Raw genomic sequence first — 22747 nt, forward strand, 5'->3', positions numbered from 1 at the left:
CATGCGGATCTTATTTCGCAAAAAAGCAGCGGCATTTGCTGCGATTGGTTTCTTCGCTCTGACAAGTTGCGGTGAAGAACAAGGCGAAGCTGTGACGGGCAACGCCGAGTCACAAATCCCTGCTACGTCACAACCCACAACCACCACGAGCCAGAACGGACTATCACAGATCAGTGGATGCGACCTTCTCTCCGAAGAGGAGGCCGCTACTATCAGTAAAGGACTCAAGTCTGAAGATAAAGATTCGTTTGCTGGCGCAGCGAGTGTCTGCACTTGGAACACGAGCATCGACCGAGGTGTGCCCATCGAGAAGGGCATCACGTTCGGAATCTCCATACGACCCTCGCAATCAGTCGCCGAGGTGTCAGTTCGTGGCCAAGCCCAAGTCAGCGACGAAGAATTCGCAAGTCGAACCGCGAAACTAGTCGCGGAGAATGATGGAATCGAAGGCTCCTGCCTGTTCTCTTTCGCAGTCGCCGAAGGCAGAGTTGACATCACCGCTGAATCCAAAAACACCAAACGGTCCTGCACAGCTGTCGAGGATGTCGCGACAATCATCGAGCCAAAGCTGCCTGATTAGGGGGAGGCGGTCATGTCCAACGAGGGGAAAAAGCCGAGCCTAGAAAACTAGCGCGCATGCCTGCGGATGAGCAGGACCAGTACATCATCAATGAGGTTCCACCGTCGGAACGTACCCAATTCATAAGCACGCTCCAGACGGCGGCTGCGATAGACGAAGGCAAGTTCGGCGGACTGCTGGACCTCGCGATGCGGCACATCAACTCGCATACCCGCGCGAGCGAATTATCCGACCAAGCGATCAAGCAGGCTTCATCAGAAGTTACCGAGTATGTGGAGGGTGTCGAGGCACCGAACGGCAATTACCTCGCAATACCGCACGAAGAACTCAAGCGATGGTCAGTTGACAACAACGAACCCAGCAGAATTGGCGAGATTTCCTCCGGATACACCAGCATCCGCGAAGCATTCGAGCAGGCCAACGAGGCACTGTCCAATGCGGTAAGAACCACCCGCGATTCCTGGGAAGGTGAGGCAGCCGACCAGGCCACTCACTTCGTCGACGGTCTCGCCAAGTACTCCGAGACCAGCACGAACAACGCGCGACTCGCGGCTGAAGTGACCAACCAGCAGGCGGAGGCGTCGTCGTCGTTCAAGAACGCGATGCCGGAGCCGATCCCATTCTCCTACGAGGAGGAAATGGCGCGGGCCAGAGCAGCGAGCGGCCCAGAGGGCGTCGCCATTCTGGAGCAAGCACAGCAGAAGCAGGCAGAAAGTCAACAGGCGCACGAAGAAGCAGCCCGGATCGCGCAAGAATTCGAACAACAGACTTACGCCTCCGCCTCGAAGCAGCCGGTCTTCGCCGAGCCACCGAAGTTCGGCAGCGGAGGCAGCAGCGGCGGCACCGCTGGCGGCAGTGGAGGGTCCGTCGCAGGCGGCGGCACCGCTGGCGGCCCCAGCGTGGGCAGCCCTGCTGGTTCCGGTGCCGCGTACTCACCCAGCTACAGCGGCGGTGGGAGCACCGCAGCGCCGTCGACCCAGCAGCCATCGACGCACACGCCAAGCGGCAGCGGCGCAGGGGAACCTGTCCGGCTCCCGGACGGTTCGTTGCGGTATCCGGACGGCTCCATCCATTACCCAGACGGGACAGTCCGACTTCCGGACGGCACCATCATCAAGCCCGACGGCACCAAGATCTTGCCGGATGGCCGCGTGATCCCGCCAGGCAACACGACTGCGGCGGGCTTCGCGTCCGACAACAACTCTGCTCTCGGTGGCTATGGCCCCACCGGCGGCGCCCACGGGAGTGGTGGCGCACACGGCGGCGGAGCGCTCGGCGCCGGTGGTGCCGGTGCCGGAGCTGCCGGTGGCGCGCTTGGTGCGGGCAAAGGCACGGGCGTCGGTGGCTTCGGGCCGACCGGTGGTGGCGCTGGCGCCGCTCCTGCCAAAGGCATGGGAGCCATGGGCCGAGGCGGCATGGGCGGCATGATGGGCGGCGCCGGTGCCGGTAAGGGCCAAGGTGGCGACGACGAAGAACACCAGGACAAGTATTACGTCAAGCAGGAAATGGACCCCGGCCTGCATGTCGAGGAAGACGAATACGGCGAGAAGCTAGTCGACGACACCACCGGCATGACGGTCGTGCCACCCGTCATCGGCGACTGACGTCTACCCGCAGCGCCAGCACTAGCACCACCAGCCACGACGCCGCGACACTGGACGCCATGACGACCCAGCGCGTGTGGCGCGTGCACCAGCCCGGCCCGGTCACCGGCGACCCGCTGCGGCTCGACGACGAGCCCGTGCCCGCCCCTACGGACGGCGAACTGCTGCTGCGGGTGCGTGCGTGCGGTGTGTGCCGCACCGACCTGCACGTCACCGAAGGCGACCTTCCGGTCCACCGGCCGGACGTCGTGCCTGGGCACGAGGTCGTCGGCAAGGTGGTCGCGACAGGCGACGCATCCGGTTTCGAGGTCGGTGACGCCGTCGGCGTCGCCTGGCTACGCGGCACTTGTGGACATTGCCGGTACTGCGTGCGCGGTGCGGAGAACCTATGTCCGAACTCGACCTACACCGGCTGGGACGCCGACGGCGGCTACGCCGACTACGTCACGGTTCCCGCCGACTACGCACACCCACTGCCATCCGGGTACTCCGACGTCGAACTCGCACCGCTGTTGTGTGCGGGCATCATCGGCTACCGCGCGTTGCGGCGTTCCGGGCTGCCGCCGGGTGGACGGCTCGGCGTGTACGGCTTCGGCGCAAGCGCGCACCTGGCCACGCAGGTCGCGCTGGCGGAGGGCGCCACAGTGCACGTGCTGACTCGCAGCGAAGCGGCCCGACGTCTGGCGCTGGAACTCGGCGCGGCGTCGGCGGGCGCGGCGGCCGACGCACCACCGGAGTCGCTCGACGCCGCGATCCTGTTCGCCCCGGTCGGATCGCTCGTCCCGCCCGCCCTGGAAGCGCTGGACCGGGGCGGCGTGCTGGCCATCGCGGGCATCCACCTCACCGACGTCGAGCACCTGAACTATCAGCGGCACCTGTTCTACGAGAAGGAACTGCGCAGCGTCACCGCGAACACGCGAGCGGACGCGCGGGAATTCCTGGAGTTCGCCGGACGACACCGGCTGTCCGTACGCACCACACCGTACCCGCTGGACGACGCACTCCAGGCGCTCCGCGACCTGGCCACCGACCGCGTGAACGGCGCGGCGGTGCTGGTGCCATGAGACGCGAAAGCCCCGCCTCGCGACTCGTGCGAAAGGCAGTCGAGCAGCACTGTGGTCGGGCCAGCGGATTCACCAAGACCACGCAGTCCTCCTCGAGCCAGGCCGCCCCAACCGGCCCTGAGCAACAACACTCTCGCGGCGACCTCACCCCGCCTCCCCCGGCGTGAGGTCCAACCGCGCGGCTGCCCGAACGGCGGCTGGCGTCATCCGGGACAGCGCGAGTCCGATGTGGGCCTCCGCCGCGGCGGGTGCCACCGGCGTGTCCCGCTCGATCGCGCGGAGAATCCGCGCCGCGACTTTCTCCGGCGGGTAGTTGCGCCGCTGATACGCGGCCGTCGTCACCCGCTGCCTGCGTAGCTGCTCGCCTTCGTCCACCCCGACGAACCGGGTCGTCGCGGTGATGTTGGTGTGCACGAATCCCGGGCACACCGCCGTCACGCCGATGCCGTCAGCGGTCAGTTCCGCGCGCAGGCACTCAGAGAGCATCAGCACCGCGGACTTCGTCGTCGCGTAAGCGGGCAGCAGCTTCGACGGCAAGTACGCGGCAGCCGAGGCGAGGTTGACGATGTGCCCGCCCTCGCCACGCGCGATCATCTGCTCCGCGAACAGCTTGCAGCCGTGGATCACGCCCCACAGGTTGACGTCGATGACGCGCTCCCAGTCAGCGAGCGTGGTCTGGGTGAATGGCCCCGCCATACCGATCCCGGCGTTGTTGACGACGATGTCCGGTGCCCCGTACTCGGCGGCGACCTGCTTAGCGAGGTCGGCCATGGCACTGGCGTCGGAGACGTCGCAAGCGACGGCCTGCGCGCGGGCGCCGTGGCGGCGGGCCTGCTCCGCAGTGCGGTTGACGGCGAGCTCGTCAACGTCGGTGAGCACCAGGTCGGCGCCCTCCTCGGCGAGCGCGATCGCGGTGGCCGCGCCAATGCCGTTCCCGGCGCCGGTAATCACCGCGACCTGGCGCGCGAACCGGCCGCGTTCCTCGGACGTCACCTTCGCGCGACGCAGAGATGGTACGGCGGGCGCGCCCTCGATGTGGTCGATCAACTCGCTGGTACAGCGCGCGACGACGTCCGGCCGGTTGCGGGGCAGCCAGTGCCCACCCGCGACCCGGCGCGTCCACAGCTCAGGCACCCAGCGGCTGATATCGGTCTGCACCAGCGGCGTCACGAAGCCGTCCGCCTGGGGCGCCAGCACCTGCACCGGGACATCTGCCTCCCGCCGCGCGGGCCGGGTGAAGCGGGTCAGCATGTTCTCCCGGTACAGCGCGAGGCCGCGGATGGCGTCGCCGGTATCGGGCGGGGCGCCGGAGCCGTCGAGCCGCTGCAGCGCACGGCCGGCGACCCCACTGCGCCAGGCCAGCTCGGGAATACGAGGCAGCTGGAAGAACGCGATGTACCAGGAGTGCAGCACCTGCCGAAGCAGCTCACGCAGCCCGCTCGGCCGCAGCCGGGAGCGCAGCCACGCCCCCGCGTGATCGAGGCACGGCCCAGAGATCGACGTGAACGACGCGACGCGCCCGCGCAGCCATTCGCCGGTGACGGCGTGCCAGGTCTGGATGGCGCCCCAGTCGTGCGCGAGCAGGTGCACCGGCCGGTCAGGGCTGACGGCGTCCACGACGGCTGCGAGGTCGGCGGCGAGCCGGTCCAGGTGATAGGCGCTCTGCGCGGCCGGTTTGTCCGACTCGCCCGCTCCTCGGACGTCGTAGACGACGACGCGGTAGCGGTCGCTCAGCGCGTCGACGACCGGCTGCCACAGCGAGCCGTTGTCCGGATAGCCGTGCACGCAGACCACCGTCACGTCCCCGGAACCGCTCTCCGTCACGGCGAGCGACACGCCGTCTTCGGACACCACACGTCGAGTCACGTCGCTACCTTCCCTTCGGGCCGCGTTGCCCATGAGTGTTACTAGAGGTAACAGGTACCGAACACTAGCACGGTGTGCTTGCTATTGGTCAAGCCTTGCAAGCACCCCTGATTAAGGGTTCCTTACCGACCACCGCTACGCAGAGCCGAACGGCGACGCCCGCCCTACCGTGACGGTATGGCAAGGCCGCCAGCACCGACCGACAAGGAGCCCCGCTACGGCTTCCCCGCCCCGCTGTGGCGGGCACTGGAACGACGCCCGCCGCCCGGTATGGGTAGCACCCGACGCTGGCGCAGCCCGCTGCGCGGACCGTGGCTGACATCGATCTTCGGCCTCGTCCTGCTCGTGACGATCCCGATCGTGTTCCTCACCGGGCTGCTCAGCTACGCCGCCTACGGCCCGCAGTTCGGGCAAGCCATCCCCGGCGGTGTCGGCTGGCTGCGGCTGCCGCATTTCGCCTGGCCGACCAGCCCCGCCTGGCTGTACCAGCTCAACCAAGGCTTGCACGTGATCCTCGGGCTGATGCTGATCCCGGTGGTGCTCGCGAAACTGTGGTCGGTGGTGCCGAAGCTGTTCAGCTGGCCGCCCGCCCGCAACATCGCGCAGGTCATCGAGCGGCTGTCACTGCTGTTACTGGTCGGCGCGCTGCTGTTCGAGATCGCCACCGGCGTGCTCAACATCCAGTACGACTACGTCTTCGGCTTCAACTTCTATACCGCCCACTACTACGGCGCATGGGTGTTCATCGGCGCGTTCGTGGCGCACGTGGCGATCAAACTGCCGACGATGGCCCGTGCGCTGCGATCCCGCTCGCTGCGGGCGGAGCTCCGGACGTCCACAGCGGACACCGAGCCAGAGCCACCGGACGAGCACGGCCTCGTCGCGACGCACCCGGACCGGCCGACGCTGAGCCGCAGGGGCGCGCTCCGCTTGGTCGGCGGCGGCGCGCTGTTCATCGGCGTGATCACGATCGGGCAGAGCATCGGCGGCACGGCCCGGCCGCTGGCGTTGCTGCTCCCCCGTGGCAGGTCGCCGGGCGATGGCCCGAACGACTTCCCAGTGAACAAGACCGCCACTGCCGCGGGCATCGAGCCGGCGAGCACCGGCGGCGCGTGGCGGTTGAGACTGTCGGGCTCGGAACAACTGGCGCTGAGTCGAGACGAACTGCTGGCGATGTCACTGCACACCGCACGGCTGCCGATCGCCTGCGTGGAGGGCTGGTCCACCACCCAAGACTGGACCGGCGTGCGGCTGCGCGACCTCGCCGCACTCGCCGGGACACCGCAGCCATCGTCCGCTCACGTGATGTCGATCCAGCAGGCTGGCGCGTTCCGCGGCGCGGTGTTGCAGGCGAACCAGACGCTCCACCCGGACTCGCTACTTGCACTGCGGGTCAACGGCGTGGACCTGAGCTCGGACCATGGCTTTCCCGCCAGGATCATCGTGCCCGCGCTGCCCGGCGTGCACTGCACCAAGTGGGTCGGCTCGATCGAGTTCCGGAGTGCGTGATGCTCAGGCGATGGACATCCTTCTACGGCGCGAACCCCCTGCATCTGCTGGTGCTGATCGGGTGTTTCGCGCTCGCGGGATACGCGGTGTGGCGAGTGATCGACAACCCGTCCCTGCCACGGATGGCGTTGTGGTTCGTCGGTGCGGTGATCGCCCACGACCTGATTCTGTTCCCGTTGTACGCGCTAGCTGACCGATCGCTGTCCGGCGCGCTGCGGGCGCTGCGGGCGCTGCGGCGTGGCCGCGACGGTCCGCGGGTGCCGGTGCTGAACCACGTCCGGGTACCCGCGCTCGGCGCCGGCCTGACGTTCCTGCTGTTCTTCCCCGGCATCGTCGGCCAGGGCTCCGGCACGCATCGCGCCGCCACCGGGCTCGCGCAGGAGGGTTACGCCGCGCGGTGGCTGTTGCTGGTCGCGGCGTTATTCCTGGTGAGCGCACTGGTGTACGCGATCCGGGCTCGGCGCTACCGGGCGGGCAGCTCCAGCCGCGCGACGACGCCGTAGTGGTCGGATGCCCACAGCTGGGCTACCAGGAACTCAACTCCATGCGTGACTGGACGACGTCGTCACGCTGGAACCGGTCCTGGCTGCGGTTCGTGCGCCGCTGATGCCACCTATTCCCGTGCGCTACACGTGTACGCAGTGCCAACCCGAAATATTGTGCGAAACGAATAAATACTCCTCTGCTGCAGCGAGGTGTGTTGACGACATACATCTCCCACAGCGAGTGTGTCTCACATTCCGCTCAGAGAGGAACTACCGTGCGTACCCCACCGCGCAAGGCACTTGGCGTCGCACTGGCGGCACTACTCGCGACGCTCGTTGTCGTGACCACTCCCGGCTCAGCGCTGGCGACATCATTCTACGAGCCACCATCGCCACTGCCAGCGGGCGAACCGGGCGACGTGATCCGGCACGAACCGACGTCGTTCTACCTCGATCCGCTGACGCTGAAGGAAGCGAACGCCGAGGCTCACCGGATCATGTACCTGTCCACGGACACCCACGGCGAGCCAATGGCCGTCACGGGAACAGTGCTGAAGTCGCGCTATCCGTGGATCGGCGCCGGTCCGCGTCCGATCATCGGTTTCGCCGCCGGCACGCAAGGCCTTGGCGACCAGTGCGCGCCGTCGAAGCGGATGGCCGCCGGACTGGAGTACGAGGGCGTGTTCCTCGAAGGGCTGCTGCAACGTGGTTACGGCATCGCGTTCACGGACTACCAGGGGCTCGGCACGCCGGGCAACCACACCTACGTCAACCGCGCGGCCGAGGCGCACGCGGTGTTGGACGCCGTCCGAGCAGCGCAGCGGCTGCCGGAGGCAGGGCTGCCAGACGCCGGTCCGGTGCTGACGGCGGGGTACTCGCAGGGCGGTGGGGCCTCGGCCGCCGCTGCCGAGGTCGCGGCGTCGTACGCGCCCGAGCTGCGGTTGGCGGGCTCCTACGTCGGCGCGCCACCCGCTGACAAAGGCGCTGTGGGTGAGCACCTGGACGGCTCGCACGCGGCCGGGCTGCTCGGTTACGCGATCGTCGGCCTCGATGCTGCCTACCCCGAGCTGGGGATTCCTGACGTGCTGAACGAGCGGGGACGCGAGCTGTTCGCGCAGATCGAGCAGGAGTGCGTCGAGGAGACCATCCTCAAGTACCCGTTCATGCGCTCGGACGAGCTGACGGTCGACGGCAGGCCGGTGGGCGACTATCTGGACGAGGAGCCATTCAAGTCCGTCGTCGCCGATCAGCGGCTCGGCAACCGCGCGCCGTCGGTGCCGACGCTGGTCGCGCACAGCAGGCTGGACGACATCGTGCCGTACGCGCAAGGGCGGCAGATGGCGCGCGACTGGTGTGATCGCGGCGCGAACGTGCGGTTCAAGACGATGCTGACCCCGACCCACATCGGCGGCATCCTCGAAGCGTCAACCACGGCGTTCTTATGGATGGAGCAGCGGGTAGCCGGGCTGCCGCAGCGCAGCGACTGCGGATCATTCTGAGGCCGTGTCGAGAAGAGCCCCTTTGGGACACCAGGCGTCTCAAAGGAGCTCTTCGTCGCTCACGCTGCTGGACGTCGCGCGCTCGCGTCATCCCGCTCGGCGAAGAGGTCAGGGAGCACCTGGCCGAACAGCGTGGCGTCGTCGATGAGCCAGCCGTGTCCACCGGAGACGATCACGCTGTGCGGATCACCGAGCGCGGCTCGTAGTGCGGCGAACGAAGCGAACGGGATGACCGTGTCGCGATCGCTCCAGGTCACAGTGACCGGCAGCCGGCGACGTCGCAACGCGGCGAGTTCGGTGGCGAGGTCCGCCGCGCGCGCCATGCTGGCGACCCGCCACACCACGCCGGGATTGCGAGCCAGGTTGGGAACGGCTTCGCGCACGATCCTCGGCATCGCGAGTGCGGAACGCCTGCTCGGCCGGACTTCGTTGCGGAGCTGGAAGCCCCAGTCCCACAAGGGACGCTCGGCCATCGGCCGGACGACACCCCTGCCGTCGCGCCACGCGGACCCGCCGATGGCGTTGACGAGGATGAGACGTTCGACCAGGTCAGGCGCGTCGTGTGCGAGCCGGACGCCGACGCCACCGCCGAACGAGTGGCCGAGGACGTCGATCGGTGTCTCGATGCCCACATCGCGGACATAGTCGGCGACCCACGCCGCGTACGATCCGAGGCTCAGGTCTTCCCGCTCGAGCGGGGCGGTTCCGCCGAAACCGGGCAGCGACGGCGCGTACACCCGGCGACCCGCCGCGAGCAGACGTCGCAACGCGGGTTCGTAGCTGCGCCCGCTCAGGCCCCAGCCGTGCAGGAACAGCACCGGACGTCCGGTGCCTCCGACGCCGTACTGCGTGATTCCGCCCGCGACGTCGTCCTTGCACCACACCAGGCGTTCCGCATCCTTGGTCATCGCGCGTCCTCTTGTCGACGGTTGGCTTGATGTCCGGCCGCCCCGGCTGGAGGCGGTTTGGCGAGGCGGAGAACCGGACATCAAGAACCCTCTCAACTACGAGACGCACCTGGAGCGGGAAAATTACGGACGTGACTACGTATCTCCGTACGGGTGGTGGTGTGTGAGGAGTAGCCTTGCATCACTGAGCGTTGCGAAAACGCCTTTCACGCCACCGCGTCGCGTGCGGGACGCGGGATACGACGTCCGGAGCGAAGGACACGGCGGCGCGAACGAGGGACACGATCGCGCCACCCCGGCGCGCCCTGGTCGACATAGCCATCGGCGAGCGGGATGCTCTCCATAGAACACCTCATCGTGGTGGTGCGAATCACACCATTGTGAGCTTAACTGGATATGTGATCGCGTCATGCCCGCACGATCACCTTGAGTACCTGGTGAAAGTGGTGACGACCATGTCAGAGACAGTGGAGAGGGACTACGCCGATTTGGCGCACGTGCTGTTCTGCACCGAGCTGCGGGCCGAGGGCACGCCATCGCCAGACGACCTCCGTTCCGCCATCGAGGCCGAACTTCGGCTGCACGACCCGACGGCCTGCCGCTGCGAAGTCGCGCAGGAGGCGGGTGACCACCCGGACAGCTACCGCGATCGGATGCGCTGGTGCCTCAACGCCGTACGCGCTGCCTTCCCGTCCCCACGCACGTCGAACGGAGCGTGACGCGCCGGGAGGTCTCGTACTCAGCGTGACGCCGGCCGGGCGCTCACCGCGCCGCTCGTGGTCTCGGCGACGCGCGGGAGCCGGTCCCGGAAGGCATGTGATCTCTGCGGTGCGCGGGAAGATCACGCCGCCCGCGCGCGTTGGCAGCGGGTATGGCCGCATTCTCTGGTGTACCGCTGTCCGTGCTCGACCTCGCACCGGTCTCGGAGGGCTCCGACGCCGCGACCGCGCTGCACAACACCGTTGACCTCGCCCAACACGCGGAATCGCTCGGCTACCACCGCTACTGGCTTGCCGAGCACCACAACATGCCGGGTATCGCCAGCTCGGCCACCGTCGTGATGATCAACCAGGTCGCCAACGCGACGAGCACGCTGCGGGTCGGCTCCGGCGGGATCATGTTGCCCAACCACGCGCCGCTGGTCGTCGCCGAACAGTTCGGCACGCTTGAGGCGTTCCACCCCGGCCGCATCGACCTCGGTCTCGGCCGCGCGCCGGGCACCGACCCGCGCACCGCGGCGGCCGTCCGGGGCAACTCGGCGCTGTCAGCAGCCGACTTCCCGCACCAGCTCACCGAGCTGATCTCTTACTTCGAACACGACGAAGCGCGCGGCGTCAACGCGGTCACCGCCGAGGGCAATCAGCCGCCGGTGTGGCTGCTCGGATCGAGCGACTACAGCGCGCGGCTCGCGGGGATGCTCGGTTTGCCGTTCTCATTCGCGCACCACTTCGCCGCCGCCAACACCCTGCCCGCGCTGGCCGCTTACCGGGAGAACTTCCGGCCATCGCAGGTGCTGGACAAGCCGCACGCCATGGTCGCGGTGTCGGTGATCTGCGCCGACACCGACGAGCAGGCGCAGTGGCTGGCCGGGCCGGGGCTGTTCGCGTTCCTGAGCCTGCGGCGAGGCAAGCCGATCGCGCTGCCGACGCCGGAGTTCGCGGCGAACTATCCGTACGACGAGCAGGAGCAGCGGTTCATGACCAAGCGGCGCAGGGGCAGCGTCGTCGGGTCGCCGGACACCGTCCGCCGCGAACTCGCGCAGCTCGTTGAGGACACCCAGGCGGACGAGCTGATGGTGACGACGATGGTGTACGCGCACGAGAACCGCCGCCGGTCGTTCGAACTCCTGGCGAAGCTGGCGCAGTAGAGCCGCGTACCACGCACCGACCGGTGAGGATCCCGGCAAGTCGTTGTGGATCATGAGGCGTTCTGGTGATACGTGTCGCCGCGATGTCTGATGATCCACTTGACAGGTGGGGCGAACGCGACATTCCAGCACAAAAGCGCGCGACTGGCGCGGCTCGGCCCACGGTCGCGCCGCTACTCGAACAGGGCGCGGATGTCGTCGGCGTCCAGCGCGGAGCTGAACGCGCCGCCGTCCTCCATCACGCTGGCGAACAGCTGGGCCTTGCGCTCCTTGAGAGCCATCACCTTCTCCTCGATGGTGTTCGAGGAGATCAGGCGGTACACCATGACGTTGCGGGTCTGGCCGATGCGGTGTGTCCGATCGACGGCCTGCGACTCGGTGGCGGGGTTCCACCACGGGTCGAGCAGGAAGCAGTAGTCCGCTTCCGTCAGGTTGAGGCCGAAACCGCCAGCCTTGAGACTGATCAGGAACACCGGCGCGTCGCCGCTCTTGAACTGATCGATCACATCGGCGCGGTTGCGGGTCTTGCCGTCGAGGTAGGTGTAGGCGATGCCTTCGTCGATCATCCGCTTGCGCACCTGGTCGAGGAACCCGGTGAACTGCGAGAACACCAGCGCACGGTGCCCACCGTCGATGACCTCGTGCAGGTGCTCGAACAACGCGTCGAGCTTGCCGCACGGGACGTCGGCGTACTGCTCGTCGACCATCGCAGGGTGCAGGCTGAGCTGCCGCAACAACGTCAGCGACCGCAGGATCGTGAACCGGTTGCGGTCGACGTCGTCCAGCAGCTTGAGCACCTTCTGCCGCTCCCGATGCAGGTGGCGCTCGTAGATCGTGCGGTGCCGCTCGTGCAGCTCAACCTCGAGCACCTGCTCCTGCTTGCGCGGCAGGTCCGCGACAACCTGCTCCTTGGTCCGCCGCTTGACCAGCGGCTTGATCCGCCGCCGCAGCTGTGCCAGCAGTTCGGGCGACTCGCCGCGCTCGATCGGGCGGGAGTAGTACTCCTTGAAGCGGGTCGGGTTCGGGAACAGCCCTGGCGCGGTGATCGACAGCAGCGACCACAGCTCCATCAGGTTGTTCTCCATCGGCGTACCGGTGATCGCCAGCTTGAACGGCGCGGGCAGCCGCCGCGCGCACTGATACACCTTCGACTTGTGGTTCTTCGCGAACTGCGCCTCGTCCAGCACCAGACCCGACCACGCGACGCTCTCGTACTCCTCGAAGTCCAGCCGCAGCAGGGTGTAGGACGTGACGACGACGTCCGCGCCCGCCGAGACGTCGACGAGTGATTCGCCGCGCCGGGCCAGCGTCTCGCCGACCGGCACGACGTTGAGGTCGGGCGTGAACCGCTGCGCCTCGGTCGCCCAGTTGGACACCACGCTAGCGGGGGCGACGATCAGGAACGGCGGAATGTCCCCACCGCTGCTCTCTTTCGCATGGCTGGCCAGCGCCAACGTTTGCAACGTCTTGCCGAGACCCATGTCGTCGGCGAGCACCCCACCGAGCTGGTGCCGCCATAGGAACGTGAGCCAGCCGTAGCCGTCCTCCTGGTACGGGCGCAGCTGCGCGTTGAGGTTCGCGGGCAGCTTGGGCGGGTCGAGCGTACCGAGCGCGAGCAGCCCGTCGACCTGTCGCCGCCACTCCGACGCCTGGCTCTCCACGACGCCGAGCTCGGTCAGCTCACCCCACAAGTCGGCCTGGAACCGGCTGATCTGCAAGATGTCGCTGTCGACGTCCTGCAGCGAGCGGGCCTCCTCGATCAGCCGCCGCAACGACTGCAGCTCCGGCTTCTCCAGCGAGAAGAACGCGCCATCCGGCAGCAGCAGATGCGACTCGCCGCGCGCGATGCCCTTGAAGACGTCGCTGAACGGCACCTCGCGACCTTCGACGGTGATCGATACGCCGAGGTCGAACCAGTCCCTGCCGTCGGATTCCTCTGTGGATAGTCCGATCCGCAGCGACTCGCCCGCCTCGCGGTAGTCGGGCTGCTCGCCGGTGATCGTGACCTCGAGCCCCGGCGTGTCGGACAGCAGCGGCAGCAGCTCGGTGGTGAACCGCATGGTCTCGACGCCGCTCAGCCGGGTGTCGCGCAGCATCCGCGCCTGGCTCTGGCCGCCGCGCGCGAGCGAGAACCGTTCGAGACCGGTGTCGAGTCGCTCCACGATCGCCTGCTCGGCGGGCAGGTCGCGCACGCCGCTGTCCGCCAGCGGCCCATCCAGCCGGATGGTCAGCGGTGCGTCGCCGATGTGGTACCGCCACGCCCAACTCAGCTCGAGTTCGTGGCCCTCGCGGTAATCCGCGGTCAGCACAAGCTCCGGCTCGGAGATCTCCGGCGGCGCGAACGAGTCGTCCGAGGACATGATGGTCGCGGTGTGGCGCAGCTGCGGATAGAACTCGTCGCGGAATCGGTCGACGCCCGCCGCGGGGATCGGCAGCTTGCGACCATCAAGCACGAGCTGTTGCAGCTGCTCCGACGCCGGTTTCGCCAGCTTGGCCAGCCACAACGGCCAGCCGCTAGGGTCGCCCTTCGCGGCGGCGCGGTCGGTGAAGACGAGGCCGTGACCGTTGCGGCCGATGAACCGCAGTGGCCGAGGCTGGACGCGGTCGAGGAACCCGGCGTCGCCGTCGTCGACTCGCAGCAGCGGCGTGACGTCGAGCCCACCGGATTTCGACCGGGTGACGTCGAGACACACCTCGGCGTCACACACCGGGTCGAGTTCGCCGCGCCGCGAGCCGTGCACCAGCCGCACCCCGGCGGAACGCGCCTGGTCAAGCAGCGGCCAGAGCTGCCGCGAGCCGAACGTCGACAAGTCGATGTACTTGTCGTCGGCCGAGGAGTAGCCGTGGTAGCGGCCGGGGTACCGTGCGCCGCCCGGCGGTTGCGCGAGCGCGTACAGCTCCTGCAGCAGTCGCACCTGCTCGTCGTCGTAGTCGCCGTAGAGGTGCAGCGAGTCAAGCCTGGTCCAGCTCAGGTCACCGGCCACCCAGCCGTCGCGTTTACCCGGCCGCACCAGCCGCGCGGAGACGTTGTGCTCCCTGCCGCGCAAGCCACGCGACGCCATCAGCTCGATACCGAGCGGCGGGTGGGTGGCCGCGGTCTGCTTCGTGCCGCACAGTTCCTGCAGCGGCTGCTCCCAGCTACTCGACGTCTGCTCGCCATTGCCTTCGCCGTCATCGCCAGCGGCGAGCACCAGCGCGACGACATGCTTGCAGTTGAACCCGACCGGGCAGCTGCACTCGCCGTGGGCGAACCCGCCTTCCGGGGCGAGCCGGGCGGTGGTGGTGTAAGGCTTGCGGGCGTTGCCGTTGACCGTTCCGACGATGGCGCCGGCCCGCGCGCGGTAGACCGCCCGCTCCACCTTGCCCTCACGTGCGTATTTCAGGCCGCGGGCATAGGTGTCCGGACCGACCGCCTCGATGATCTCGGCCGGATCGATGTCCAGGGGCACCTCGTAACGCACCCCGCGAGGATATCGGCCGGGACCGACAAGCCGGTGGCTCGCCCACCGCGAGTGACGTCCCAGTTCGGCGAAATGCGCCGTGCGGTGCTGTTGCTACTCGAAACGAGTGGTGTCGCCCGCGCCATAGCGGACGATCTCCGGCTCACTGTGCGAGAAGTCGATCACCGTGGTTGGCTCGGTGCCGCACTCCCCCGAGTCGATCACCGCGTCGACGACGTGGTCCAGCTCCTCCTTGATCTGCCAGCCGTCCGTCATCGGTTCTTCGACGCCTGGCAGCAGCAACGTCGTCGACAGCAGCGGCTCGCCGAGTTCGTCCAGTAAGGCGGTAGCGACGGAGTGTTGCGGAATCCGCGCACCGACCGTTCGCTTCTTCGGGTGCATGAGCTTGCGCGGCACCTCGCGGGTGGCGGGCAGGATGAAGGTGTACTGGCCAGGCGTGGCCGACTTGATCGCGCGGAACGCCGTATTGTCGACCTCGGCGAACTGCCCGAGCTGGGAGAAGTCGCGGCACATCAAGGTGTAGTGGTGCCGGTCATCGAGCTGCCTGATCTCCTTGATCCGGTCGAGCCCTTTCTTGTTGCCGAGCATGCAGCCAAGGGCGTAGCAGGAGTCGGTGGGATAGGCGATCAGGCCATCGTTGCGCAGCAACGCGACGACCTGGCCGATCGCGCGCGGTTGGGGGTTGACCGGGTGGACGTCGTAGTACCTCGCCATCCGGCGAGAGTAATGGCCACGTGGCGCCGCGTGCACACCGCCGCGTCGCTAGCCGCGTCAGAGGCCGGTGAACCAGTCGATGATCTCGGCGAGGAACGCGGCGTTGCTGGCGTCGTCGGTCAGGGCATGCCGCGCGCCCGCGAGCACGCGGTGAGTGCCGTGCCGGGCGGCGTGCAGGTATGCCTCGATAGAGCGCTGCGAGATCACCTCATCGTGTTCAGACTCCAGCACGAGGGTGTCGCCGTCGAACGCAGCCAGGTTGGCGAGTGCGGCGTTGGTATCGATCAGCGCGCGCAGGTGCTGCCGCGATTCCGGGTCCGGTCCTTCCGCGTCGATATAGAGCGCGGGCGCGCGGAGCAGTAGTCGCTCGATGGGACGTTCGCCGAGCAGCAGGCAGGACAGGTATGCGCCATAGCTCGCGGCGCACACGCCGATCCGCTCCACATCCTCGGCGGCGGCCAGCGCGTCGTAGGCGGCAACGACGTCGCGTAGGTGATCCTGCCGGGTGCACTGCCGCAGGTCGCCGGGGCTGTCACCGTGTCCGCTGAGGTCAACGGCGAGCCCCGTGTGGCCGAGCCGCTGGCTCACCTCCGTAGCGCGGAGAGTCTGCCTGCGGCGGTCGCTGCCGTAGCCGTGCACGAACAGCAAGCCGGCGCCGCTTGGCTCGGCGGGCGTGACGAGGTCGGCGGCGAGTGCGGTGTCCCCGGAGTGGATGCGCATGTCACCATCCTGACGTGTGTCGCACGCACCGCACCGGGCGGTGCGTGCGGCGTCGTGGCCGTCCGGATGACACGATGTCTCGAGATCGCCACGCACCCGTCGGCGGGTGCACAACCGCCTGGCCCCGTACGCTTGATCGCCATGGGGCTGACGGAGACGTTCGAGTGGCAGGGCAGGCACGTCCGATGGGGACGGATCGGCAGCGGGCCCGCCGTCGTGTTCTGCCACGGCACACCCTGGTCGAGCAGGCTGTGGCTGCCATACGCCGAAGCGCTGTCGGCGGAGTTCACCTGCTACCTCTGGGACATGCCGGGGTACGGGGAGTCCTCAATGGACCCAGACCACCGGGTGTCGCTCGATGTGCAGGGCGAGTTGTTCGCCGACCTGCTGCGGCACTGGGGACTGGCCGCGCCGCACGTCGTCGCACACGACTACGGTGGCGCGGTGTCGCTGCGGGCGCACCTGCTGCACGACGCGATATACGCCTCGCTCGCACTGGTCGATGTCGTCGCGGTCGCGCCATGGGGTTCGGAGTTCTTCCGGCTGGTGCGGGACAACGCCGAGGTGTTCGCCACACTGCCGCCAGCGATCCACGAGAGCGCGGTACGTGCCTACGTCGACGGCGCCAGCCACGTCGGGCTCACCCTGGACCAGTCGGACATGCTGGTCACGCCGTGGCTCGGAGACGTCGGACAGACCGCGTTCTACCGGCAGATCGCCCAAGCCGACCAGGCCTACACCGACGAGATCGAGCCGCGGTACTCCGACCTGAACCTGCCGGTCGCCGTGATGTGGGGCAGGGAGGACACCTGGATCCCGCTCGACAGGGGCCGCGCGCTCGCCGAGGCGATCCCCGACGCCCAGTTCGAGGTGATCGAGGACGCCGGGCATCTGGTCCAGCTCGACCAGCCGGTGCGGCTCGCGACGCGGCTGCACCGCTGGCTGGCCGAGCGTTAAGGTCGGGGCGTCCGGACAGGTACCGGTGCCCATACCCGAGCGGGTCCGAGGGCAAGCCCCGCGCTACGCCGGTGCCAGGGCCTCCACCCTGCGGCGCAGCAGGTCGCGGTAGTCCAGGACGTCCTCCACCTGCTCGGCGTGCTCGGCGCACGACGGCTGCTCCAGCGCGGACGCGAGGATGAGATGCGCCTGCTCGCGACCGTGTTCGCGCAGCTCACAGCCCATCGCCTCGGACGCGCGCTCGTACTCGCCGCGGATCACGTCGGTCTGGTCGCTGAAGAAGACGTCCTTCACGCCGCCGCCCATCGCGTGATCGATCAGCACGACGACCGCGTGCTCGGCGGCGTCGTAATGGAACACGGTGGCGATGGCCTCCTGCCCGCCGTCGTCGTCGCGGTAGCCGAACGACCTGTCGAACTCCGGTTTGCCGAGGCGGTCGTGCCACGGCGGCTCCACCACGCCCGCTGCGGCCAGCTTCGCGGCGCTCTCGTTCGCGGCTTCACGCACGCCGGGCGCGCCAGCGGCGGCGACCGCGCGCAGCATGGCGAGACTGTGCGGCTCGGCGGACTTCTCCGCGCTCGCGATCAGGTCGGAAAGCAGTTCGCGCGTGACGTCGACGTCAGGGGCCGCCCTGCGCACCATGCCGAGGAAGTCCGCGCCCGCGAGCTCAGCCTCGAGCGGTGTCGTCTCCGGCGTCAGCAGGTCGGCGAAGCCTTCGATCACGGCGTCGGGCGTCGTGTCCGGCTCCGGCATGGCCTCAGCGATCCGCTGGACGAACTCATCCGGGTCAGTCACGCCGTCGAGGGCGCTCAGCAGCTCCGCTGGCGCACCCGCCTCTTCGAGCTGCCTGCGCATGGCGTCAAGGTCGATATCGTCCTGCTGCGATTCATCCGGCACGGCCCGCAGGTGCCTGCCGTCGTCGGACTGTTCGGGCTTGGGCATGGCGCACATGGTGCCACGGCGGGGCGTGGTCCGAAGAAATAGGCACGTCAGTGGCACCCGTGGGAGTGAAGGCGCAGGTCAGTTCACCGGTTCCCGCAGGCGCAGCTGGTCCGGCCGGTGCTCGGTCACCACACCGTCCGGCAAGTCGGCCACCAGGTCGAGCATCGCGTCCGCGACGAATGGAGCGGCAGCTGGGTCGTACCCCTGCGCGGCCATGCTCGATCCGATCGCCGTGACGTAGTCGTCCCTATTCAGGTCGGCGATCGCGACTACCTGGCTCCCACGTTCCTTCACCCACACGCAGCTACCTCCGTACGTGCCGTACTCCATAAGCTTAGTTTCCATGAAGAAGTCGACCAAAGCCACGCTAAAACGATCCTGGGGATACCTACTACTCGGATTCATTGTGTATGCCTGGTTCGGGCTGACGCTTAATCCGGCTGTGCTCGCGGCAATGTCTGGGGCCGTAGTCATTTACACCTTGTTTCAAGCGCCCATGTGGTGTTGCGCGGAGACACGTGGCGGCGGACTGTGCAGGAACAATGCGTATGGGATCCTCATGGGGTGCTATCTACGAGAGCACAAGTGGCAAAAACTGAATATGACCCTGCGCCTAAGCTCGTGGCGAGGGCTCGGCCGCCGAGTTCTGTCAAGCATCGGCGGGCAAGCTGCCACCATTTCAGCACTTGCCGCATCTGTATCAGCTTCCGTAGCAGTAATCACTCTTGCCAGTGGCGGCACTGCATAGCTCGGAAACAAAATCAAATGACGTAGAATTCCCGCCAGCATCGGTCAGCGCGGCTTTCCAACTGATCGCGGTCGACCAGCCACCAAAGCTGTCGGCCTCTCGCGCCATACTGCCGCCATGCAGTGGACCTTCACCGGCGAGGTCGAGCGGTTCGACGGCCCGGGCGGCTGGTACCACGTCGACGTCCCGGACGGCATCAGCGACGAGTTCGAGCACGACGGGTTCATCCCGATCGTTGCCGAGGTCGGCGTCAGCCGGTGGGAGACGTCGGTGATGCCGAAAGGCGACGGCACCCGCTTCGTCGCGATCAAGGCCGCCGTTCGCAAGGCCAACGACGTCGACGAGGGCGACCCAGTCACCGTGACCATTCGCCGTCGCTGAGCAACAGCGGCACAATCCACCGATGGACAAGTACCAACTGGTGACGTTCGTGCAGCGCCGCATCGCGAACCCCGTCATCCGTAGCGCGTTACTGCGAGGCGTGCCGCTACCCGGCTTCGCGCTGCTGGAGACCACCGGCCGCAAATCCGGTCAACCGCGCCGAGTCCCCGTCGGCGAAGGGCTGGACGGCGACGTGTTTTGGATCGTCGCCGAGCACGGACGCCGCTCGGCCTACGTGCGCAACATCGAAGCGAATCCACGAGTGCGCGTGCGGGTGCGTGGCCGCTGGCGTAGCGGCACTGCGCACGTCCTCGCCGACGACAATCCACGCGAGCGCCAGCGCAAGCTCGGCCAGCTGCGTCTCAGCGCACGGCTCAACGCCGCAGCGGTCCGATCATTGGGCACGGACCTACTGACGATCCGCATCGACCTCGACGCTTGAACCATTCGAGGCGTACGCCCGGGTCCTGCACGAAGGCGACACGCTGAACTCCTAACGCCCCGGCGGAACTGCCACCGCGATCTCCTCACCAAGCCGCGCGCCCAGGGACAAGGCGAGGTCGTCGCCGCTCCAAAACCGTCCAGGGTCGTACCAGTTTGGCCGCCGCCCACCGGGGAGAAGCCCCATCGCCTCGTATGTGATGGCGACGATCTCCGCGCAATAGGCCGTCTCCAGACCGCCTTCCCCCGCAGGCCGTTTTCGGGTCGGTACCCGCCCGCGAAACCACCGCGATGCCAGCTTCGCTGTCGATGGGAACGGCGTGCCGTCCAGCCGTGCGATGGTGCGCAGCACGGCGTCCTCCGTCTCCCGCGTGACGTCGTGGTCGAGCTGCCGCAACCACGCGCGCTGGCCGTACCGGTTACCCCAGACGACGACCGCTTCGCGCAGATCGTGCAACTGAGCACCGCGCTGTCGGGTGCCTGTCCACATGTCGGGCAACGACCGGCCGAGCTCGGCATGCCACATCAACGGCGGCAGGTCCTCGATGACCACCGACATGCCGACGTGGTTCACCGGACTGTTCGTCGTCACGCGGATGGCACGGTCGGCCATTTTGTGGCCACGGAACAGCCACACGTCGCCGGTACGCGTCTGGTTGACGGCCTCGTCGAGGCTGATCCGCGCGTCGGGCACGGTTGTAGCCTAGGCACATGCGCTGGTGGAAGATACTCGGGCTGGCAGGTATTGCCGGTGTCGCCGCGACCGGCGTGGTGATCACCAGGGCGGAACGACGTCGACGGGCCTACACCCCGGAGGAGATCCGGGAGAGACTGCACGCCCGCTTGGCCGAGGCGTCGCAGGCCGAGGACAGTCAGCGATAGTCGTGAACTCGGTCGCCAGGGCTCACGGACCGGTCGGTTCGTCGCGCTCCACGCATCGGCCGGGAGCAGGAGATCGCCACTCGGCCTATCGACTCCCGACCGAGCCGCACGCCATCAGGTACGGCCGGGCCAGCACCAGCGCGATCGCGGTCAGCAGCATCCCAAAATACACCGGCGCAAGGTGCCAGAAGTCGGTGTAGCCGATGACCGCATGCACCAGGACGGCAGGCAGGAACCCTGCACACGCTGACGCCAGTAGCGTCCACCACACCCACGATTCGCCACGCCGCCAGCCCCATGCGCTGAGCAGCGTGATGGCGGCAGCCGCCGCCATCAGCGCGCCGCCGAAGCCGGCCCGGTCATGCGTGACGAACGGCAGCAGCCGCGCGTTCACCGCCCGGAGCGTGTCCACGTCGACACCGAGAAACACCAGGTCACTAGGCACGAACACGGTGGTAAGGCCGACCACGGACACCACGAAGCCGCCCACGAACAATCCGCAGCCGGTCACCACCAAGAGCAGTTGCCCGACTAACGCCCTGCGCCGCACCACCTCGGATCCCTCGCCGCGGTATGTCCACTTCGGATGGTGGTCGCGACGCCATACCGCCGCCACGAACATCGGGAACAGCACTACGACCACCGCAGTGTGCAGCGGCTCGATGAAACCGGTGCCGAGGAAGTACAACAACGTCGGGAACCCGATCAAGCCAGACACCAGCAGTGCGTCGCGAGCCCAGGGCCAACCCTGCCGCATCCCGCCGTAGGCGAGCCCGGCGTAGAGCGAGCCGATCGCGACCATCGTACCCGCCATGGTGATCCGGTCGTGCTGAAGGAACGGCACCAACTGGTGGTTGAGCGCGTGCAGGTCAGCCAGTCCCACGCCGAGGTAGTCCTCGTCGTACCAGAGCAGCACCGGTCCGAGCGTGATCGCGGCCGCGCCAACTCCCGCGCCGATCATGCCGGGCCCAACCAGCAGACCCCACAGCCACGCGGGCCACCGGCGGGGATCGCGCGGCACATCCCGGAGTCGTGGCGCTGGTTCGGTCGGCGTGACCGCTTCGGTCACCCGCTGGAACCAGCCCGGCCCAGCCGTTGTCAGTACTTGTGGCGTGACGATCAGCGTCTTCGCCGGATCGGCGAGTACTCCTGCGGCAGCGTCGACGTCGGCCGAGGAGGTGTATACCCTGCCATCGCCCGGCTGTGGTTCCGTCTCCACGAAGCCAGCCCCGATCGGCGGCAGCGCCCGCCTGGCGTCGTCGGCGACCTCCGCGGGCACGACCGCACCCAGCCGCTCTGCGACATCTACCGGCGGATGACGATGGCCGAATGCCCGTACGACAAGACGACGGCCACCGGGCACCCCCACCAGCAGGCGCAGCGCCATGCGCTGTGACCGTCGCTCCCCCAGCACCGTGCTCGCGATGCCCCGCAATGGCTGATATGTCCAGTCCGGCACCGAACCATTACAGCCGCCGCGAGTGAAGCGCCGACAACCGGGCTGCCGCATTACGACCGGACGTAACCCTGACTCGTCACCGTGTTCGGTGTCATTGTTAGATCACGCCCCACCTAGTGGCACTCCTCGCTACCCTGATCGCGATGTGACAACACTGTGGGGAGGACGTTCGCGATGCCGGACTTCACGGTCGACATCGGCGGACTGGACGCGCTGGGGAAGAACCTCGATCGCACCAACGAAAACCTGGACCATGCCACCAAACGGCTCGCTGACCTCGGCCCCGATTCGATCGGTCCGGACATATTAGACGAAGCGTGCGCGGGCTTCCGAGATGACTGGGAAGAGGGCGTGGACAAGCTCCGCGAAGCCGTCGCGGTCTATGCCGCACTCTGCGTGTGCCGATCCGAGGCGAATCCCGCGACGCTGAGCGCCGCGCAGTTCGCCATCTTCGTCAAGAACATCAAACTCAGTGGTGAACGTCCACTCGCAGCAGTCGCTGGTGGGCTCAGGAAACCTGGCGAACCGCGCGAGACCGCCTTCGTGCGGTTTCCCTCCGGGGACGGCCTTGTCGTCGGCGAAGAAGTGCGGGGCGACTCCCCGTTACCATCGCAGGCCGAACCACACGAAATACGAACACCGTACGGCAGGCACAAGTGA

The 22747-nt window shown here is 67.6% G+C and carries 22 protein-coding genes; 13 read left to right on the top strand and 9 right to left on the bottom strand.

Annotated features, from left to right (window positions below; all coding sequences use genetic code 11):
* The first annotated feature begins 1 nt into the window (after window position 1).
* The 3 genes from AMYHA_RS26170 to AMYHA_RS02145 are packed head-to-tail and all read left to right on the top strand — an operon-like array spanning window position 2 to window position 3248.
* Window positions 2-580: a DUF3558 family protein gene (locus tag AMYHA_RS26170; protein WP_084036719.1), complete on the top strand. Its 579-nt coding sequence runs from the start codon at window positions 2-4 to the stop codon at window positions 578-580.
* 56 nt (window positions 581-636) lie between these two features.
* The gene (locus tag AMYHA_RS25455) at window positions 637-2184 is read left to right on the top strand and encodes a T-complex 10 C-terminal domain-containing protein (RefSeq protein WP_051399443.1); all 1548 of its coding nucleotides are present in this window, start codon (window positions 637-639) and stop codon (window positions 2182-2184) included.
* A 59-nt stretch (window positions 2185-2243) separates the two neighbouring features.
* Entirely contained in the window at window positions 2244-3248 is a 1005-nt protein-coding gene (locus tag AMYHA_RS02145; protein ID WP_034267434.1) for a zinc-binding alcohol dehydrogenase family protein, read from the top strand.
* A gap of 144 nt (window positions 3249-3392) precedes the next feature.
* Here AMYHA_RS02145 and AMYHA_RS02150 read toward each other — a convergent pair whose 3' ends face one another.
* The gene (locus tag AMYHA_RS02150; RefSeq protein ID WP_231104598.1) at window positions 3393-5114 is read right to left on the bottom strand and encodes an SDR family oxidoreductase; all 1722 of its coding nucleotides are present in this window, start codon (window positions 5112-5114) and stop codon (window positions 3393-3395) included.
* A 177-nt stretch (window positions 5115-5291) separates the two neighbouring features.
* Between AMYHA_RS02150 and AMYHA_RS02155 the strand changes: the two genes are divergently transcribed.
* From AMYHA_RS02155 to AMYHA_RS02165, 3 genes are all read left to right on the top strand, one after another.
* On the top strand, window positions 5292-6623 hold the full coding sequence (locus AMYHA_RS02155) for a molybdopterin-dependent oxidoreductase (RefSeq protein ID WP_084036721.1): 1332 nt from the start codon (window positions 5292-5294) through the stop codon (window positions 6621-6623).
* Entirely contained in the window at window positions 6623-7126 is a 504-nt protein-coding gene (locus AMYHA_RS02160; protein WP_034275444.1) for a hypothetical protein, read from the top strand. The genes AMYHA_RS02155 and AMYHA_RS02160 overlap by 1 nt, the downstream gene beginning before the upstream one ends.
* 257 nt (window positions 7127-7383) lie before the next feature.
* Window positions 7384-8607 (top strand): lipase family protein, encoded by a 1224-nt coding sequence (locus tag AMYHA_RS02165; protein WP_034267443.1) that lies wholly within the window; start codon window positions 7384-7386, stop codon window positions 8605-8607.
* Window positions 8608-8666: 59 nt separating this feature from the next.
* Here the strand turns inward: AMYHA_RS02165 and AMYHA_RS02170 are convergent, their stop codons facing one another.
* Entirely contained in the window at window positions 8667-9515 is an 849-nt protein-coding gene (locus AMYHA_RS02170) for an alpha/beta fold hydrolase (protein ID WP_051399444.1), read from the bottom strand.
* A gap of 455 nt (window positions 9516-9970) precedes the next feature.
* Between AMYHA_RS02170 and AMYHA_RS02175 the strand changes: the two genes are divergently transcribed.
* Complete coding sequence (locus AMYHA_RS02175; RefSeq protein WP_157361731.1) at window positions 9971-10234, top strand: hypothetical protein; 264 nt, start codon at window positions 9971-9973, stop codon at window positions 10232-10234.
* 152 nt (window positions 10235-10386) lie between these two features.
* The gene (locus AMYHA_RS02180) at window positions 10387-11382 is read left to right on the top strand and encodes an LLM class flavin-dependent oxidoreductase (RefSeq protein ID WP_034267450.1); all 996 of its coding nucleotides are present in this window, start codon (window positions 10387-10389) and stop codon (window positions 11380-11382) included.
* A gap of 173 nt (window positions 11383-11555) precedes the next feature.
* Here the strand turns inward: AMYHA_RS02180 and AMYHA_RS02185 are convergent, their stop codons facing one another.
* From AMYHA_RS02185 to AMYHA_RS02195, 3 genes are all read right to left on the bottom strand, one after another.
* Complete coding sequence (locus tag AMYHA_RS02185) at window positions 11556-14843, bottom strand: DEAD/DEAH box helicase (RefSeq protein ID WP_034267453.1); 3288 nt, start codon at window positions 14841-14843, stop codon at window positions 11556-11558.
* A 93-nt stretch (window positions 14844-14936) separates the two neighbouring features.
* Window positions 14937-15557 (bottom strand): L-threonylcarbamoyladenylate synthase, encoded by a 621-nt coding sequence (locus AMYHA_RS02190; protein ID WP_034267456.1) that lies wholly within the window; start codon window positions 15555-15557, stop codon window positions 14937-14939.
* A gap of 57 nt (window positions 15558-15614) precedes the next feature.
* On the bottom strand, window positions 15615-16277 hold the full coding sequence (locus AMYHA_RS02195) for an alpha/beta hydrolase (protein ID WP_034267459.1): 663 nt from the start codon (window positions 16275-16277) through the stop codon (window positions 15615-15617).
* A 141-nt stretch (window positions 16278-16418) separates the two neighbouring features.
* On the opposite strand from AMYHA_RS02195, the gene AMYHA_RS02200 reads away from it, so the two are divergent.
* Complete coding sequence (locus tag AMYHA_RS02200; protein ID WP_034275448.1) at window positions 16419-17234, top strand: alpha/beta fold hydrolase; 816 nt, start codon at window positions 16419-16421, stop codon at window positions 17232-17234.
* 63 nt (window positions 17235-17297) lie between these two features.
* Here the strand turns inward: AMYHA_RS02200 and AMYHA_RS02205 are convergent, their stop codons facing one another.
* Together AMYHA_RS02205 and AMYHA_RS02210 are read right to left on the bottom strand one after the other, a co-directional pair.
* Window positions 17298-18176, bottom strand: a complete 879-nt coding sequence (locus AMYHA_RS02205) for a hypothetical protein (protein ID WP_034267462.1) — start codon at window positions 18174-18176, stop codon at window positions 17298-17300.
* Window positions 18177-18254: 78 nt separating this feature from the next.
* Window positions 18255-18521, bottom strand: coding sequence for a DUF7715 family protein (locus AMYHA_RS02210; RefSeq protein WP_157361733.1), 267 nt, complete (start codon window positions 18519-18521; stop codon window positions 18255-18257).
* Between the two features lie 520 nt (window positions 18522-19041).
* Here AMYHA_RS02210 and AMYHA_RS02215 point away from each other — a divergent pair.
* The gene (locus AMYHA_RS02215) at window positions 19042-19305 is read left to right on the top strand and encodes a DUF1905 domain-containing protein (RefSeq protein WP_034267468.1); all 264 of its coding nucleotides are present in this window, start codon (window positions 19042-19044) and stop codon (window positions 19303-19305) included.
* Window positions 19306-19327: 22 nt separating this feature from the next.
* Complete coding sequence (locus AMYHA_RS02220; protein WP_034267471.1) at window positions 19328-19747, top strand: nitroreductase/quinone reductase family protein; 420 nt, start codon at window positions 19328-19330, stop codon at window positions 19745-19747.
* Between the two features lie 51 nt (window positions 19748-19798).
* On the opposite strand, the gene AMYHA_RS02225 is transcribed toward AMYHA_RS02220, so the two are convergent.
* The gene (locus tag AMYHA_RS02225) at window positions 19799-20440 is read right to left on the bottom strand and encodes a hypothetical protein (protein WP_034267474.1); all 642 of its coding nucleotides are present in this window, start codon (window positions 20438-20440) and stop codon (window positions 19799-19801) included.
* A gap of 17 nt (window positions 20441-20457) precedes the next feature.
* Here AMYHA_RS02225 and AMYHA_RS27330 point away from each other — a divergent pair, with 17 nt between their 5' ends.
* Window positions 20458-20628 carry a hypothetical protein gene (locus AMYHA_RS27330; protein ID WP_169732886.1) on the top strand — a complete coding sequence of 57 codons (171 nt, stop codon included), beginning with the start codon at window positions 20458-20460 and terminating at the stop codon, window positions 20626-20628.
* 85 nt (window positions 20629-20713) lie between these two features.
* Here AMYHA_RS27330 and AMYHA_RS02230 read toward each other — a convergent pair whose 3' ends face one another.
* On the bottom strand, window positions 20714-22087 hold the full coding sequence (locus AMYHA_RS02230) for a hypothetical protein (RefSeq protein WP_034267476.1): 1374 nt from the start codon (window positions 22085-22087) through the stop codon (window positions 20714-20716).
* Window positions 22088-22261: 174 nt separating this feature from the next.
* Between AMYHA_RS02230 and AMYHA_RS02235 the strand changes: the two genes are divergently transcribed.
* On the top strand, window positions 22262-22747 hold the full coding sequence (locus AMYHA_RS02235; protein WP_034267479.1) for a hypothetical protein: 486 nt from the start codon (window positions 22262-22264) through the stop codon (window positions 22745-22747).

It is taken from the genome of Haloechinothrix halophila YIM 93223, from assembly GCF_000504245.1.
GTDB lineage: Bacteria > Actinomycetota > Actinomycetes > Mycobacteriales > Pseudonocardiaceae > Haloechinothrix_A > Haloechinothrix_A halophila.